Genomic DNA, 16,180 nt, shown 5'->3' on the forward strand with positions numbered 1-16,180 from the left:
GCTCCTTCTTGATTACGTGTAGCCATCATTCCGCTTTGATTCCCATCTCAACGACCGCCTTGCGCCACACTTCCGTGTCCTCGCGCACAAATCGCTCGACCTCGTCCGCAGGCACCGTGAACGGATCAACACCGCGCTCGGCGACGCCTTTGCGGTAAGCAGGGTTCTGGGCGGCCCTGGCGACGGCCAGACGAAGACGCTTGACGGTTTCGGGCGGGGTCTTGGCCGAGGCTTGCAGCACGAACCAGAAATTCAGATTGCTCTTGCCGTAACCCTTTTCCTTCAAGGTCGGCACGTTGGGCAACAACGCGGAGCGTTCTTGCGACGTAATTGCCAAGCCCACCAATTGGCCGCCTTCCACCGTCGTCACCGCAGTCGTCATGCTGTCGAACATGAAGTCGATGCGCCCGGCCAGCATATCTGCCTTGGCGTTGCCGCTGCCTTTGTAAGCAATGGGAATGGCTTTGATACCGGTCAGCCCGCGCAACAACTCGCCGTAAATGTGTGGTGACGTTCCGGGGCCGAAGGTTGCGAATGTCAGCTCTTTTTCTTTGCCTTTTTTGATCAGATCTTCGATTGTTTTCACACCCGAATCGGGATGCACGACCAGCACATTGGACAGCGACCCGGTAATGCCGATGGGCACCAGATCCTTCACGGGATCGAACCGTTGGCCTGGATACAGAATGGGATTGACTGCCTGCATGGCGGCCGTTGTGTGGACCAACATCGTCCCTTCGGCTGGCGCATCCACGACGAACTGCGTGCCAATATTGCCGGACGCGCCTGCCTTGTTCTCAACGACGACAGTCGCCTTTAGCTCTTCGGTGAGGGCCTGAGCGAACAGGCGAGCGATAAAGTCAGTGGGTCCCGCAGCCGAGAAGGGCACCACGAGACGAATCGTGGATTGATCGCCGATCAGTTGCGCCATCACTGCCTTGGAAGGAAAGGCGATCGCGGCTGAGGCTATGGCTGCGGATAATACAAACTTACGGCGGTTGGAAATGTGCATAGTCTGCCTCCGGTGTGTCCATGGCCTTGTTAGTCGGCCATTGGTGGTGGAGGCCAACTATCTGCGTGGGCCGCACATAAATCAAATGATATGTTTTTATGCATGCCATATAAAATTTGGTATATCAATGCTTGCGCTCGCCCTTTTTGGAGTCATCTATGCCGATCGACCTGCGGGATCTGAGGCACTTTCTTTCGATAGCTGCCGCAGGATCAATCTCGCGTGCTGCCGAACTTCAGCACATGACACAGCCTGCGCTAAGCGTGCTTGTCCGGCAGCTCGAGGAAGAGTTGGGGACGTCGCTTTTTGAGCGGTTGCCCAAAGGCGTGGCACTGACGGAGGCGGGAGAGCGCTTGCGCGTGCATGCCAAGGACATTCTTGCGCGAACCGAATTCGCTATAGAGGAGGTCAGCCAGCAGGCGCGCATGCCAAGCGGGCATGTGGCGATTGGCTTGCCCCAATCACTCGCGCGATTTTTGACTGTTCCGCTGGTTGCAGAAGTGCTGTCGCGCTGGCCGCAGATTCGGCTGCAGATCATCGAGTTGAGTTCGGGTTATATCCCGGAGTATCTTCGGAAAGGGGAGATCGCTATTGGCATGACGTTCGGGCAGGACGAACGGCGCGATCTGCACTACACCGCATTGATCGAAGAGGAACTGGTGTTCATCAGTTCTGCTGCGTTGTTGCGCAAGCATCTGGGAGCGGCAAGCGCGCGACGCAAATCGATCCGCCTATCTGAAATGGCGGATTTCCCGATGATTCTTCCGACACGCACGCATAGTTTGCGTATGCGACTAGAAGATTATTTGCAACGTGCGGGCCAGCAACTGACGATTGCTGCAGAGGTGAACACCACACCGCAGTTGATTGGCTTGGCTGCTTCCGGTGTGGCGGCGACGATTCTTTCCTATTCGTCCGTGGTGGGTGACAGCAGTTCCAGCAAGGTGCGTGTGCTTCGTGTAGAAACGCCCAGGCTGACGCGGTCCGTTTATCTGTGCACGAATCCCAGCACGCCCAAAACCATAGCGGTGATGAGTGTCGTGCGCTTGCTGGTGGATACCGTGCAGCGGTTGACCGGGGAGGGGGTTTGGCCGACGTATATGAAAGAATTGAAGTAGGCCAAGACAACAGGTCCCGCGAGGTCACCGGCAATTACCGTAATCCCTTGGTCGCGCCATACGCATCCTCCAGCAACACCCATCTCTCGATCCTGCCGCGCTTGCCCGCGTAGGCAATCTTCATCCACGTGTCACCTTCAAAGGCCAGCATTTCGGTCTTGTCACCCTTGATGAGATAGCCCTTCGTGGCGGCTAGCGCATCCGCGGCGGAGTAAAGCGCAAGACGTTTCACGGGCACCACCCATGTCGCCTTCTCGTCGCCGCCCGCATCGTAAGGCAGCACCGTCTCGCCCAGGATGGTGCCTTGCCGGTCGTACGTCACTGCTCGCGTGGGCAGTGTGAACGTCGGCCAATTGGCCGCATTCTTGGGTGCACGAGACTGCTCCGAGATCCACACTGAACCATCGGGCTCGAACTTCAGCACGTCGTAATGTTGACGCGCACCGCCTCGGCATTCGCTGCGTACCGCCTTGCGTTGCGGCGTGAGCGTGATGTTCCAGAAGCCATCGCAATTCTGCTTCTCCGACACGGCTGCCGGCAATTTGAAGCGTGTGTAGGATGTGGACTTAGGGTCGTAGAGATAGAGGGCATAACTCACATCCACCGGGCCCGCCGGAATGCCCACGGCAAGGTCAGCAAAACCATCAGCGTTGTAGTCTTCCTGCTTGAACCTGGGCTCAGCGCCGTCCAGCATGTCGTCGTCTGTGGCAAGCGCCGTGCGCTGCCCCTGCGGCTGGATCAGGTTGTAGCGCCCGCCTTTTTTCTCCACGTGCGCCCTCACATCCGGTGCTGGCGTGAGCGTCATGGGTAGGCGGTCTGCAGCGTGCGCGGCCAGACCGGTGAATAGCGTGAAGGCAAGGAGGGAGAACATTTGAGTTCGCATGGTGTGCATCCTTTAAGTTCTCAGTTCTCAGTTTTCTATTTGCTGCGGCGTGGCGGTCGTCCGGTTTGAGAAATGTTGCGTCACCCACTCCTCACACACGTCCCATAGTGCCGGTGCCCCACGTTTGATGGCCGGACCATAGCGCGAAAAAACCTGCTCCATCGAAACCCCATTTTGGTTCCAGGTTCCGCCGTCGGTGAATACGTTGATCAGCAGGGGCTGAAACCGGTCGAGCGCTTTCGCAAACTTCGCGTCGTCCGATTCTGCACGTTCGAATTCTTGCCAGAGGCTTAGGAACGCATCGCCTTGTTGCGTTGGCAACAGACCGAAAATCCGTGCCGCAGCCTGGCCTTCCTGTTCGGCTTGCAGTTCAGCCGATGACCCGCCGTGGATAGGGTAATCGCCCACGTCGATCTCGACGATGTCATGCAAGAGAAGCATCTTCGTCACGCGGTTGATGTCGACGGTGCCGTTTGCATACTCAGCCAGCACCAGGGCATATAACCCTAAGTGCCAGGAATGTTCGGCCGAGTTCTCGTTTCGGCTTTTATCGAGGAGCGGCGATTGGCGAACGACGGATTTGAGGCGGTCGATCTCTCTCAAGAAACTCAGCTGATCCTGAAGGGCATTCAACGGCATTCATATTCCTCATTCTGCATAACCTGTTGCCGGGGTGGCGCGCGGCGCCATTACCGCACGCTGGAACTCGATCATCAGCGGCGTCCATGTGGTGCTCTGTCGAGAGATCAACGCAATGCTGCGTCTGAGCGTGCGCCCGATCGCCAGGGGTAGCGCCACCACGCCCGATCCCTCCACGAGCGCACTCTGCGGCAATAGCGCCAGGAGTTCGGATTGCGCCAGCAGCTCGAGTGCGCCCTTCGAGTAATGCTCCACTTCCAGCGCCGCGTTAGGAAACGGGATGCCTGCCTCCGCGTATTTTGCCTCGAGCGCTTGCCGCGCCATGGAGGTCGATCGTGGCAGGATCCAGCGCTGGCCGTCCAGATCGCGCAAGGTCAGTTTGGTGCGCGTGGCTAGCCCATGGCGGGCGCTTGCCGCCACGCACAGGCGGTCTTCCATGATCGGCTGCTGGTGCAGCGGCGGCAGCACATCTGAATACACCGGCGTCACCGCCAGATCGAGCCTGCCGCTGGCCACGTGCGCATGCAGTTCGTCAGAGAGACCCTGCATCAATTGCACCCTCAACGCAGGGCGGCGAGGAAGCAATCTTGCCATCGCCGGCATGATCACGCTGTCCACGGTGGCGCCCGTTACGCCAACGCGCAGCAGGCCGGCTTGGCCCACGCGCAGTTCCATGGCATGGCGCACGGCGTCCTGATATTCGGTCCACAGCTTTCTGGCGTGCTCCAGAAAGAGCTCGCCGGCGGAGGTCAGCCGCAGGGATCGGCCACCACGATCCAGCAGGGGCAGACCCGTGTCCGCCTCCAGCCGCTGCAACGCTTTGGACAAGGCCGGCTGACTGACGCTGCAGGAGATGGCCGCGCGCTCGAGATTGCCGTGCTCGATGGCAGCCAGGAAGTATTCGATATCCCGCAGCGATAGATTCATAACCATAAGTGATGCGTGGAAGCGTCTTTGGGAATATTACTCCGTGTGCGGCTTCCTAGAATGAGGCATCTCTCATTCAACATGGCGGAGTGCCAAGCGTGGACAACAAGCCGAATATCGTCCTGATCGTGGCCGATAACCTGGGGTGGGGCGAACTGGGGTGTTATGGGGGCGGCGCTCTGCGCGGCGCACCCACGCCACACATCGATCGGTTGGCTCGCGAAGGAATGCTGCTGCAGAATTTCAATGTGGAGAGCGACTGCGTCCCCACGCGCTCGGCGTTGATGAGCGGGCGACACCCGATCCGTACGGGGTGCCTGCAGTCGGTACCGCCGGGGCTGCCGCAAGGCTTGATGCGTGACGAAATCACGCTCGCGCAGCAACTCTCGAGTGCCGGTTATGCGACGGCGCATTTCGGCAAATGGCATCTGGGCGATGTTGCGGGGCGTTATCCGTCGGACCGGGGATTCGATGAATGGTATGGGATTCCGCGCACCACGGATGAAAGCCAATTCACGTCATCGATCGGTTTCGATCCGTCGGTGGCGGACTTGCCCTACATCATGAGGGGGCAGGCCGGTGCCCCGTCCGAAAACGTCAAGCTCTACGATCTGGAGAGCCGCCGTGGTATCGACGCCGATCTGACCGATAAATCGATTGCGTTCATGCGCACTCACGCCCAAACCGGCCGGCCGTTCTTTCTTTATCTGCCGTTGGTGCATCTGCATTTCCCCACGCTACCGCATCCCGAGTTTGCGGGCCGCACGGGTGCAGGTGACTTCGCGGATTCGATGGTCGAGATGGATCATCGGGTCGGACAGATCGTGCAGGCTGTCGATCAGATGGGCTTGCGTGACAACACCGTATTTATCTTCTGCAGCGACAACGGTCCGGAATACCGCAGGCCCTACCGTGGAACGGCTGGGCCCTGGAGCGGCACGTATCACACGGCCATGGAGGGCAGCTTGCGCGTGCCTTTCATTATTCGCTGGCCCGGCAAGGTCGCGCCCGAACAGATCTCCAACGAGATGGTTCACGTGACCGATCTGTTTGTCACGCTCTCGCTGATCGGCGGCGCGCCGATACCCGACGACCGGCCCATCGACGGCATCGATCAAACAAGCTTCTTCACCGGCGAGAGCGCTCGGTCGCTGCGAGAAGGCTTTCTCTTCTACATCAAGAACGATCTTCGGGCAGTGAAGTGGCGTGATTGGAAGCTGCATTTTTATTGGGAGCCCGAGGTCAACGAAGGCCAGGGAAAGCTGGAGTCTCCTTATCTATTCAATCTGAAGCAAGATCCCAAAGAGGAAAGCGACATTTTGATATTCAACACCTGGGTGCTGGGGCCGATTCTGAAAATGGTCCAGGCGTTCAATCAATCCTGCGTGGCGCATCCAAATACGCCACCTGGCAAGATGGATCCTGAATAGCACCCACGTAAAACGCTTGCAGTACACAACAAGGGGAAAAAAATGACGTTTGCTATTCGTCGCTGGTTTGTGGTGTTGAGTTTGGCATTGCCTGTCGCGAATGCCGGGGCGGCGCAGCCCAAGCTTGATTGGCCGGGCAAGCAGATCACGTGGGTGGTGGGCTTTGTGCCCGGCGGCACTGCCGATGTGTTGACGCGAATCGCCGCCCGTGAGGTGGCTCGCGAAACCGGTTTGAATGTGGTGGTCGAAAACCGGCCTGGCGCATCGGGCGCCATTGCGCTTCAGCTCGTGGCGCGAAGCACGCCCGCGGATGGCTATCTATTGACGGTGCCAGGCCCGCTGATCTATCCCACCCCACAGCCGGAAATCGGCCGCGAACTCGCGCCCGTTATGCTGATGGCGCAGGGGCCGATGGTGGTGGTGGGGCCTGCCGCGGGCGCGAAAGCTTCGTTATTGGATGTGCTTGCCGACGCCCGGCGTCATCCTGAAAACTGGAGCTATGGGAGTTCGGGAAACGGCACCTCGCAGAATCTTGCCGGCGAGCTACTCAATCAATATGCCGGCACGCGCCTGCTTCACATCCCGTACAAAGGCGGTGGGCAAGCGGTGGCGGATGTTGCGGGCGGGCAGATTCCGCTGGCCATATTGGGTTCGGCGCCGGTGATGCCGCAAATCAAAGCCGGGGTGTTGAAAGCCTATGCGGTGACCACGCCCTACCGATTGGATAGCCTGCCGAACGTGCCCACAGTGGAAGAATTGGGGTTCAAGGGCTACGCCGCCACGCAGTGGTTCGCGGTGGCGGCGAGCAAGGCCATCCCGGGTCCGCAACTCGAGCAGATCAATGCGGCCCTGCAAGCGGCCGTGCGCACGCCGGCGTTTCAGGCAGCCGTAGACAATGCGGGCATGATTGCTGGGGACGGCACGCGGGAGGCGCTGACGCAATTCATACAGGCCGACGATGCGAAATGGAAAGCGTTGGTCGACAGCGGCGCGGTGAAGCTCGTCAATTAGGTCTGGAAGGGCAGCGCTGATCTCAATACAGCAGGCTGCACCCTTTCCACACCCCTGTCGTCACCAGCCTTTTGATTTCCTCCTTGCACAGCGCAATCACGCGTTCCACCGCAACCGTGAGCGGCATGCTGGCACTTGCGCACAGCACGAGTTCCCGCGCCGGCCCCATATCCAGCGCGTGTGCGGCGATCGTGCCGGCAACGATATCCGGGCCGGCGGCCGAGTAGGGCAGGATGGTGGCGGCCATCCCCTCGCGCACGGCGGCAATCAGGATCGCCGATGAACTGGCCTGCGCGAACAGGTTGCACACCAGGCGCGAGGAGAGAAATGCATGGTCCACCCGTGCGCGCAGCGTATTGGGCAGGCTGGGCAAGATCAGCGGCACATGGTGAAAGTCGGGAATGGTTAGCCGGCCCTGCGGCAGTTTCACGTCGGCATGGGTGAGCAGGAAAAGGTCCTCAAGCAATAGCGGTGTGCAGAGCAATCCCTGCACGGATTGCTGATCGGGCGATAACGAAAAATCGATGCGGCCTTGTTGCACGAGTTTGGTGAGGTCGGCGCTGGGCGTGTCGACGATTTCCAGCACGACTGAAGGCAGAGTGTCTTTTACCTTCTGCATCAGCGGCAACGACAGAATGCGCGCCGTGCTCGACGCCAGGCCGATGGAGACGGTGCCGGTGACCTGGTCGGCCGTCCGTGCCAAGAGGCTGCGGGTGGTATCGACCTGCCTGAGGATCGTTTGCGCGTGCCTGTAGAGCAGCATGCCTTCTGCAGTGGGCTCCACACCTTTGACGCCGCGCACCAGCAGCGACACCCCAAGCGTTTCTTCCAATAGCGCCATTTGCTGACTGAGCGCAGGCTGGGCCACATGCAGGCTTTCCGCCGCGCGGGTCATATTGCGCAATTCGATAATCCGTACAAAGTACTTGAGCTGACGCAGATTCATAGCGATAAGTGTTTCTTATGGATCGATCGGTAATGCGTATTTTTATGTCCTGGAGGGTCTGCCTAGAATGGGTTGCATACCGAGGAGACAAAAAGATGAGCTTGCCGCTTGCCGGATTGAAAGTGCTGGATCTAACGCGTGCGCTGTCTGGGCCTTTCAGCACCATGACGCTGGGCGACTTGGGTGCGGACGTCGTCAAGGTGGAACCCATGCCGGAAGGTGAGATGGTGCGCCAGTGGGGGCCGTTCGACGAAGATATAAGTGTTTATTATCTTAGCGCCAACCGCAATAAGAAAGGCATCGGCATCGATTTTCGGCAGCCTGAAGGGCTGGCGTTGCTGCGCCGGATGGCGCTGGATTGCGACATCGTGGTCGAGAACTTCAAGGTGGGCGCGATGGCGAGCATGGGCCTGGGCTACGCCGAGCTGGCGGCCGAGAATCCCAAGCTGATCATGGCGTCGATCTCGGGCTTCGGCAGTCGCGGCCCCGCAAAAGAGTGGGCAGGCTTCGATCAGATCGCGCAAGGTTATTCGGGTTTCATGAGTCTCACCGGTACGCCGGAGTCGGGGCCGACGCGAGTGGGCACGGCCATCGGCGATCTGACCGCCGGGATGTGGCTGGTGATCGGCATTTTGTCGGCCGTGGTACAGCGCCATCAAACCGGCGTGGGCCAGCATGTGGAAACGTCGTTGTTGGCCGGGCTGATTGCGCTGCTTAGCGTGCAGGGTCAGCGCTATTTGAGCGTGGGTGAGATTCCGCAGCCCGTGGGAAATGTGCATCCGGTGATCGCGCCGTACGGTACGTTCGATACGGCAGACGGCCCGCTGAATCTGGCACCTGCCACGCAAGCGATGTGGACACGCTTGTGCGGCATTCTCGAGTTGCCGCATTTGACGTCGGATCCGCGCTTCGTGACGAATGCCGAGCGGATGCAGCATCGCCATGCGTTGAAGCTTGAGCTCGAAGTGGCACTCAAGCGCAAGACGCGTATGGAATGGACGCCGATCATGATCGAGAACGGGATCCCGGCCGGGCCCATCAATAATCTGGCCGATGTGTTTGCCGATCCTCAGGTGCAAGCATGCGGATTGGTGCAGACCCTGCAGCATCCGGTGCTGGGTGCCCTCAAGCAGGTGGGATTGCCGCTGGATCTTGCAGGCAAGGAGGCGGGTGAAGCGCAGCAGGCGCCACCGGTGTTTGGCCAGCACACGCGGGAGGTACTTGAAAGCTTCGGCGTGAACGCCGACGAGATCGATCGGCTGATGGCGCAGCGGGTGTTGTTCCAGGCTGGCGAAGCGGTGGTGGTGTCATGAATGCATTCACGAACCCGCACACCGGCACGCCTGCCGGCGCATCGCAAAGTGCGTCGGCTGATAAACGCAGCGACACGTCGAACGATCGCCAAGTCCACCAACCCAGCGACACATCGGACCACACACCGCAACTCACCGTCGACGGCCGTGTGGCCACGATTGCCCTACGTAAGCCCGCTTACGCCAACCGGCTCAGCCCGCAGGATCTCGAGGTGTTGCGCGCGCATCTCGACACCGTCAACGCCGATACGCGCATTCTGGTGCTGCGGTTCGTCTCCGAAGGCAAATACTTCTGCAGCGGTTACGACATCTCGTCGCTGGCTGCGGATAGTGCGCCCAGCTCATTATATTTCGGCGAGACCATTGATCTGATCGAGGCGGCTCGGCCCGTCACGATCGCGGCCATACAAGGCGGCGTGTATGGCGGGGGTACCGATCTTTGCCTGGCGTGCGATTTTCGTGTGGGCACGCCACAGGCCGATATGTTTATGCCCGCCACACGTTTGGGGCTGCATTTCTATCCGGGTGGCATGGTGCGTTATGTGACGCGTCTTGGGCTTAATGCGGCCAAGCACCTGTTTCTAACCGCCGAGAAGATCGGTGCGGAAGAAATGCTGCGTATTGGCATGCTGACTGAAATGGTCGAGCCGGATCAGTTGGACGCACGCCTGCGGGCGCTGACGACACAGTTATCGGAAATGGCGCCGATTGCCTTGATCGGTGTGAAGCGTCAGTTGAATCTGATCGCGCGCGGACAGGTCGATGTCGCGGCCATCGAAGCATCGGTGCGGCAATCGGAGCGCTCGCAAGACATGGTGGAAGGCGCGCGCGCCTGGAAGGAGAAGCGAAAACCCGACTTTACGGGGCAATAGCAGCGCAACCGCCCGGTTAAGCCGTGCGGAATAAAAACGAGGAGACAACAACATGCATATTCACAATGCAATAAGCGCCACGGCCATTGTGCTGATCGGCGCGCTCGCAGGCACGAGCACGGTGGCCCAGGCTGCTGCACCCTATCCCGCCAAAGCGATTACGTTGGTGATCGGCTTTCCGCCCGGCGGTGGCGCCGATCAGGTGGGCCGGGTGTACGCCAACAGTTTGTCCAAGGTATTGGGTCAGCCGGTGGTGGTGGAGAACAGACCCGGGGCAGGATCGACGATCGGCGCCAGTTATGCCGCGCGCGCCACGCCCGATGGCTACACCATCTATCTCGGTAATTCGAGCGTGATGGGTAGCGATGGCGCGCTCTACAAAGTGGACTACACCGCTTCTGATTTCATCCCGGTCGCGCAACTCACCACCGGCCCGCTGGTGTTGATCGCCAACGCAGGCTCAGGATTGAAGAGCGTGAAAGACGTACTGGAACGCGCGCGCAGCCAACCTGGAAAACTGAACGTGGCGTCGTCCGGCAATGGTGTGGTCACGCACTTTGCTGCGGTGGAGTTCATGCAGATGACGGGCACCAAGCTCATGCATATTCCGTTCAAGGGCGGTGCTGCGGCCACGCAATCGGTGGCTGCAGGCGACACCGATATTTCGTTTGCCACGGCGCCGTCGGCCCGCACGGCCATCGATACGGGCAAAGCGATCGGGCTGGCGGTGACGTCGGGCAAACCTTCGCCGCTGTTGCCTTATCCGCCTATCGCCGAGACGGTGCCGGGCTACGACTTGTCGAACTGGTGGGGCATCTTTGCGCCGAAGGGCACGCCGCAGCCGGTCGTGCAGAAATTGTTCGAGGCTACCAACGAAGCGTTGAAGCAACCCGGCGTGCAGCAAGGGATGGAGACGGGATACGAGCAAGTGACACCCGCTACATCGCAAGCCGCATTCGCCACCTTCGCGCGTGAAGAAGGCGACAAGGGATTGCGGTTGGCCAAGCAGAGCGAGTCGACGGCCAATTGAGGCACGGCGCGACGTACCGGTGCATACTTGCTTCAAGCATGCACCGATATCACCGCCACTAGGTCGATCGTCGTCTTGTCGATCAAACGCGGGGGCAGGTCGCGCCCTGCGTCAGCGCGCTCAACGCGCCGTCGCTCATCCCCAGGCTCACGGCCGCCATGGCGCAGGTCACTGCCAACGCATTACGCAATTCGCTTTCGCGAATGATCTCCGGCAGGTCCTGGCGCGAAAGGATGTGCTGCACGCGGGATTGCGGTTTGTCGAAACCCGCAACCAGACGCAGCGCAGGTATGCCGTGCTTGGCGAAGTTGGCATGATCCGAGTTGGGCATGAACGGCAGCCAGTGAGATACAGGCACACCGGCTTCCTTTGCCGTGCGATCGACGATTTCGGCCAACGCCGGATACTCGCTGATCAGGGCACACAGCGAGTCATCGCCGGCGACGGTGTCGAGGTTGATGTTGAGTTTCAACGCCTCGCGCTCAAGGGGTGCCATGTCGGCAAGGTATCGCGCCGATCCCGCCAAGGCCCATTCTTCGGCCGTGAAGAAACAGACGCGTAAGCCCGGGGTGTCCGGGCCAACGTGCGGCGCCAGAATGCGCGCCGCGGCAAGCGCCACGGCGACGCCGGTGGCATTATCCAGCGCACTGGTGCCGAGATCATGGCCATCCAGATGCGCGCTGATGACGATGCGGCTGTCTCGGCCACCCGGCAGATCGAGGATGCCGACGGGCGCCAGCGCGTCCCGTACTTCTTCACCCACAATCGTCAGCTGCACCTGTGCATTGGGCTGTGCCGAGAGCGCCAGCGCCCCTTCATGATCGATGTAGGCGGCGGGAATGCCGGCCCCGTCTCGAGGACGTCCCGACGAACCCGAAAGCGGGCCTGCACCGGGTGTGGCATTGGCGATCAGGAAGGCCGCAGCGCCATACTTCACTGCCAGATCGTATTTGCGGCGACGATGCATATGCGTTTGAGCGAAGGGGTACTCGTGCCGCACCAGCACGATTTTTCCTCGCACCGCGTCACCGGCCCGCTCGAAGTCTTCCGAGCGTCCCGCACCCAGGTCGAGGATCGTGCCTTCGAGTCCTGCGAGCGCCGTCGACGCAGACCGCAGCAGCGGCACGCAGTCCAGTTCGACGGGTGCGTTACCCAATAGCGTCAACGTCGCGGCAACCGAGCGCCAGCCATCGTAGGGCACAGACATCACGCGCACCTCAGGCCCGATCTCGCGCAGGCGGCTCACGACCCAATCCATCGCCGCCACGTCCTGCCCGGTGCCGGACAGGCGGCCGCCGAACGCGCATATTCTCTGAAAATCGTTCATCAAGGCCGCGTCGTCGGCGGCTGCTCGTTGCCATGGGGTCATCGATGTCTCCAGCTTGTGTGCCACGCGCGCAGATAGCCGCGCGGGACCCAACACGTATTATTCAAATGTGATGTTGCCGCGCTGCACGACGTCGGCCCAGCGTGCGAAGTCTTGATCCAGCAGCGTCTGCAAGGCCGTTGCGCTGGTGTCGGGCGGCAGGCTCATGCCTACACTGGACAGACGTTGTTTGACCGGCTCCGACTGCATCACTTTCGTCATGGCGGCGCTGATCTTGTCCTGCACGGCTTTTGGGGTGCCTGCGGGCGCGACCAGGCCCCACCAGCTTTGCACGGTAAGGCCTGCATAGCCCAGCTCCTGGAAGGTGGGCACGTCCGGCGTATCGGGGTGGCGCGCCGGTGACGACACGGCAAGCGGCTTGATCTTGCCGCCTTGATAGAGCGCGACCGCCGTAGGCATCGTGGTGAAGCTGGTCTGGATCTGACCGCCTGCGAGATCGTTCACCGACGCCGACGCGCCCTTATACGGAATATGTACCAGCCGGGTCTTGGTGGTTTGCATGAAGAGTTCGGCCATTAGATGCGTCAGTGAGCCATTGCCCCCTGAGCCGATCGAAATCGATGCTGGTTTGGCCATGGCGGCTTTGACCAGGGCGCTGACATCCTGCGCTTCAAATGCCGGGTTCACGAATAGGTACATGGGCGAGAGCCCAAGCAATGTGAGCGGTGCGAAGTCGCGGCGGGCGTCGTACTTCACGCGGTCTTTGTATAGCGCAGGCACGATCGTGAACGGCACATCGGCCAAGAGGAGCGTGTAGCCGTCCGGGACTTCGTTGGCCACGTATGCCGTGCCGATCATCGAGCCTGCACCGCTGCGGTTTTCCACCACCACCGATGTGCCCAGGGCGGCGCCCAGTTGATCGCTGATGGCACGCGCCACCACATCGGAACTGCCGCCTGCGGCGTACGGCACGACCAGTTTGATGGGTTTATCGGGATAGGCGGCAGAGGCCGGACCTGCGGCAAGCAGGCCATTGAGCAGCGCGAGAGCGCCAAAAACGTTTTTCCACTTGATCATGATGAGTTCGGCTCATTCGTAGATGACAGCCTCGCATTCTGAGCAAGCGGTACACACTGCGCAAAGGATGTATGTGCATGGGCTATTCCATTGCGGCATAGTGCCGTGTGCGATCGTCCAGCACCCGCGCCTCGTCGATCACCCACTCGCAAAAAGCCTGGCAATACGGCCCGCCCACGTTGGGTCGCGGCTGCATCAGGTAATAGCCGTAGCGGCCCTCGACGGATTCGCCGAAGGGGCGCACCAGTTCGCCGGATTGCAGATGCTCAAGCACCATGCTGATCGGCATGACGGCTACGCCCAGGCCATTGAGCACTGCAGGCAGCAGGATGGAAAAGCCTTCGTATTCGGACGCCGTGTCGGCAGGCCCGCGCCAGAGCGGTGCCACATCCGCTTTCCATTCGTCCCAGCCATAGCCGCGCTGGTCGCGCTTGAGTAACGGCAATCGGTCCAGATCGTCGAGCGACTTCACGGGGCAACGCGCCAGCAGAGCGGGTGCGGCCACGAGCGTCATTTCGCGTCCTAGCAGATACGCTGCGCTCATGCCCGACACATGCCCGGTATGCAACTGGATCTCGGCATCGAACCGCTCGGCACGCTCGCGGCCGTGCAGCAGCCGCGGGCGAATGTTGACGCGAATCTCCGGGTGCGCGGCAAAGAATTTCCCCAGGCGGGGCAGGAGAAAGAACTGCGCGAACGATGGCGACACCGCAATGTTCAGCGCGACGCGCGAGGCGGGATGCGACACCAGGGCATCGGCCTCATCGATCAGGCGCACGCCGGCGCTGACGCGTTCAAGGTACAACGCGCCGGCGTAACTTAGCCGCAGCCCGGTGGGAAGCCGCTTGAAGAGCGCTGTGCCGAGACGATCTTCCAGTGCGCCGACGTGTTTGCTCACGGCACTTTGCGAGAGATTCAGTACCTCGGCGGCACGGCTGAAGTTCAGCGTTTCGGCAGCCACGAGGAAAATCCGGAGCGACGATAAAGAGTTGCGAGTGCCTTTCATGGCTTTAATGAAACGTTGGAGAAGACCAGAGGACGAGTGTAAGACGTCGCCGCGGCATCAGCCATGCGATTCAGCGCAGCGTCAGGCGCCAGAAGGGCTCGCGCGCATTCGACGCTAGAATTGCCGAGCGTCGGGTTTCCATGGCCGCGGGGTACCAGATTCACGACGCCTCGTTTGCTCTCCAAGTCCGCCATGTCTTCGTTTGATATTCAGTTGCTCGTCACCGCATTGGTGAGCGTGCTGGTGCTTGTTGCATTGATCGTTTCGCGCATTCGCATGCATCCGCTATTGGCGCTGTTGATCGTGTCGATCGGCGTGGGGATCGCAACGGGGATGGCGCCTACCGACATCGTCAAGAACCTGACCGATGGCGCGGGCAAAACGTTGGGCGCCGTGGGTGTGGTGATCGCACTCGGCGCGATGCTGGGCAAGATCCTGGCCGATTCCGGCACGACGGAACGGTTGGCGAGCGCGATCCTGCGCCACACACCGGATCGCATGATTCCGTGGGCGATGACGCTGGTGGCGTTCGTCGTCGGCATTCCGATGTTTTTCGAAGTGGGCCTGGTGGTGATGCTGCCGTTGATTTTCAGCGTGGCGCGCAAGCTCGAAAGCCGCGAGCATTTCAAGGGCTCGGCGTATGTGTATGTGGGGGTGCCCGTGATCGCCGCGCTCGCCGCGATGCATGGCATGGTGCCGCCGCACCCGGGTCCGCTCACCGCCATTGCCACTTTGAAGACCACGGTGGGTCCCACGATGATCTACGGTTTCATCGCCGCGCTGCCCGCGATGATTCTGGGTGGGCCGTTGTATGGCGCCTTCCTCGCGCCACGCATGACCACGCGTCCCGACCAGGCTTTGATCGACCAGTTCACGACCGCCGAGGAAAAAGCGGCCGGGCACAATCCGCCCGGCGTGGGGCTGGGCGTGCTGGCCGCGTTGCTCCCGGCGCTATTGATGCTGGTGCACGCCGTGGCCGAGATGGTGCTGCCCAAGACATCGAGTCTGATGCACGTAGCGGCATTTCTGGGCAATCCGCTTGTGGCCATGTTGCTCGGCGTGCTGTTCGCGGCGATCACGTTGGTTTACATGCGCGGCAACAACGCAGAAAAGCTGCGCGAGTCGCTGGGCCAGAGTTTGAAGCCGGTGGCCGGCATCATGCTCATCATCGCGGGCGGCGGTGCGTTTCAGCAGGTGCTCACGAGCGCCAAAGTGGGCGATGCGATCGTGCACCTTACGCATCAGTTCGCCTTTCCGCCGTTGATCCTGGGTTGGTTGATTGCGATGCTGCTGTCCGTGTCGACGGGATCCGCCACGGTGGGTATCGTGGGTGCCGCAGGGTTGCTGGCGCCGCTGGCTGGCACCGATCCCAGCTTGAATCTGCCGCTGCTCGCGCTCTCGATCGGCTGCGGTTCGCTCTTCTTCAATTACGCGAACCACGCCGGCTTCTGGATGGTGAAGGAATCCTTCGGCATGACCATGGGCGAAGCCACCAAGACGATCTCGGTGGTGCAGTCGATCGTCTCGGTGGTGGGGCTGTTGATGGTGCTGCTCTTCAACATGCTGCCGGCGTTCGGATGAACGATGGG

General features: G+C 60.8%; 15 protein-coding genes. 7 read left to right on the forward strand and 8 right to left on the reverse strand.

The features are described from left to right. Nucleotides 1–25: 25 nt before the first annotated feature. Nucleotides 26–1,069, reverse strand: a complete 1,044-nt coding sequence (locus EYW45_RS04635) for a Bug family tripartite tricarboxylate transporter substrate binding protein (protein WP_235938842.1) — start codon at nucleotides 1,067–1,069, stop codon at nucleotides 26–28. A gap of 101 nt (nucleotides 1,070–1,170) precedes the next feature. Here EYW45_RS04635 and EYW45_RS04640 point away from each other — a divergent pair, with 101 nt between their 5' ends. Beyond that, on the forward strand, nucleotides 1,171–2,130 hold the full coding sequence (locus tag EYW45_RS04640) for a LysR family transcriptional regulator (protein ID WP_161134186.1): 960 nt from the start codon (nucleotides 1,171–1,173) through the stop codon (nucleotides 2,128–2,130). Nucleotides 2,131–2,164: 34 nt separating this feature from the next. On the opposite strand, the gene EYW45_RS04645 is transcribed toward EYW45_RS04640, so the two are convergent. Genes EYW45_RS04645 through EYW45_RS04655 form a run of 3 tightly spaced genes read right to left on the reverse strand, consistent with a single transcriptional unit; the run spans nucleotide 2,165 to nucleotide 4,579 of the window. Continuing rightward, nucleotides 2,165–3,001 (reverse strand): FG-GAP repeat protein, encoded by an 837-nt coding sequence (locus tag EYW45_RS04645; RefSeq protein ID WP_161134187.1) that lies wholly within the window; start codon nucleotides 2,999–3,001, stop codon nucleotides 2,165–2,167. 39 nt (nucleotides 3,002–3,040) lie between these two features. Then, entirely contained in the window at nucleotides 3,041–3,652 is a 612-nt protein-coding gene (locus EYW45_RS04650) for an HD domain-containing protein (RefSeq protein ID WP_161134188.1), read from the reverse strand. Nucleotides 3,653–3,661: 9 nt separating this feature from the next. After that, nucleotides 3,662–4,579, reverse strand: coding sequence for a LysR family transcriptional regulator (locus EYW45_RS04655; protein ID WP_161134189.1), 918 nt, complete (start codon nucleotides 4,577–4,579; stop codon nucleotides 3,662–3,664). Nucleotides 4,580–4,677: 98 nt separating this feature from the next. On the opposite strand from EYW45_RS04655, the gene EYW45_RS04660 reads away from it, so the two are divergent. Next, the gene (locus EYW45_RS04660; protein WP_161134190.1) at nucleotides 4,678–6,009 is read left to right on the forward strand and encodes an arylsulfatase; all 1,332 of its coding nucleotides are present in this window, start codon (nucleotides 4,678–4,680) and stop codon (nucleotides 6,007–6,009) included. Nucleotides 6,010–6,051: 42 nt separating this feature from the next. Beyond that, on the forward strand, nucleotides 6,052–7,020 hold the full coding sequence (locus tag EYW45_RS04665) for a Bug family tripartite tricarboxylate transporter substrate binding protein (RefSeq protein ID WP_161134191.1): 969 nt from the start codon (nucleotides 6,052–6,054) through the stop codon (nucleotides 7,018–7,020). Nucleotides 7,021–7,042: 22 nt separating this feature from the next. On the opposite strand, the gene EYW45_RS04670 is transcribed toward EYW45_RS04665, so the two are convergent. Continuing rightward, on the reverse strand, nucleotides 7,043–7,966 hold the full coding sequence (locus EYW45_RS04670; protein ID WP_161134192.1) for a LysR substrate-binding domain-containing protein: 924 nt from the start codon (nucleotides 7,964–7,966) through the stop codon (nucleotides 7,043–7,045). A gap of 95 nt (nucleotides 7,967–8,061) precedes the next feature. Here EYW45_RS04670 and EYW45_RS04675 point away from each other — a divergent pair, with 95 nt between their 5' ends. Genes EYW45_RS04675 through EYW45_RS04685 form a run of 3 tightly spaced genes read left to right on the forward strand, consistent with a single transcriptional unit; the run spans nucleotide 8,062 to nucleotide 11,181 of the window. After that, complete coding sequence (locus EYW45_RS04675; protein ID WP_161134193.1) at nucleotides 8,062–9,279, forward strand: CaiB/BaiF CoA transferase family protein; 1,218 nt, start codon at nucleotides 8,062–8,064, stop codon at nucleotides 9,277–9,279. Further along, complete coding sequence (locus tag EYW45_RS04680) at nucleotides 9,276–10,151, forward strand: enoyl-CoA hydratase/isomerase family protein (RefSeq protein ID WP_161134194.1); 876 nt, start codon at nucleotides 9,276–9,278, stop codon at nucleotides 10,149–10,151. The genes EYW45_RS04675 and EYW45_RS04680 overlap by 4 nt, the downstream gene beginning before the upstream one ends. Nucleotides 10,152–10,203: 52 nt before the next feature. Then, the gene (locus EYW45_RS04685) at nucleotides 10,204–11,181 is read left to right on the forward strand and encodes a Bug family tripartite tricarboxylate transporter substrate binding protein (protein ID WP_161134195.1); all 978 of its coding nucleotides are present in this window, start codon (nucleotides 10,204–10,206) and stop codon (nucleotides 11,179–11,181) included. An 82-nt stretch (nucleotides 11,182–11,263) separates the two neighbouring features. Here EYW45_RS04685 and EYW45_RS04690 read toward each other — a convergent pair whose 3' ends face one another. From EYW45_RS04690 to EYW45_RS04700, 3 genes are all read right to left on the reverse strand, one after another. Next, nucleotides 11,264–12,550 (reverse strand): M28 family peptidase, encoded by a 1,287-nt coding sequence (locus tag EYW45_RS04690; protein ID WP_161134196.1) that lies wholly within the window; start codon nucleotides 12,548–12,550, stop codon nucleotides 11,264–11,266. A gap of 57 nt (nucleotides 12,551–12,607) precedes the next feature. Beyond that, nucleotides 12,608–13,585, reverse strand: coding sequence for a Bug family tripartite tricarboxylate transporter substrate binding protein (locus EYW45_RS04695; protein WP_161134197.1), 978 nt, complete (start codon nucleotides 13,583–13,585; stop codon nucleotides 12,608–12,610). Between the two features lie 82 nt (nucleotides 13,586–13,667). Then, on the reverse strand, nucleotides 13,668–14,591 hold the full coding sequence (locus EYW45_RS04700; RefSeq protein WP_235938845.1) for a LysR family transcriptional regulator: 924 nt from the start codon (nucleotides 14,589–14,591) through the stop codon (nucleotides 13,668–13,670). A 192-nt stretch (nucleotides 14,592–14,783) separates the two neighbouring features. Between EYW45_RS04700 and EYW45_RS04705 the strand changes: the two genes are divergently transcribed. Next, on the forward strand, nucleotides 14,784–16,172 hold the full coding sequence (locus EYW45_RS04705) for a GntP family permease (RefSeq protein ID WP_161134199.1): 1,389 nt from the start codon (nucleotides 14,784–14,786) through the stop codon (nucleotides 16,170–16,172). Nucleotides 16,173–16,180: the final 8 nt, after the last annotated feature.

Origin of the sequence: Schauerella aestuarii (genome assembly GCF_009866805.1) — a bacterium.
In the GTDB taxonomy this organism is placed as follows: domain Bacteria; phylum Pseudomonadota; class Gammaproteobacteria; order Burkholderiales; family Burkholderiaceae_B; genus Schauerella; species Schauerella aestuarii.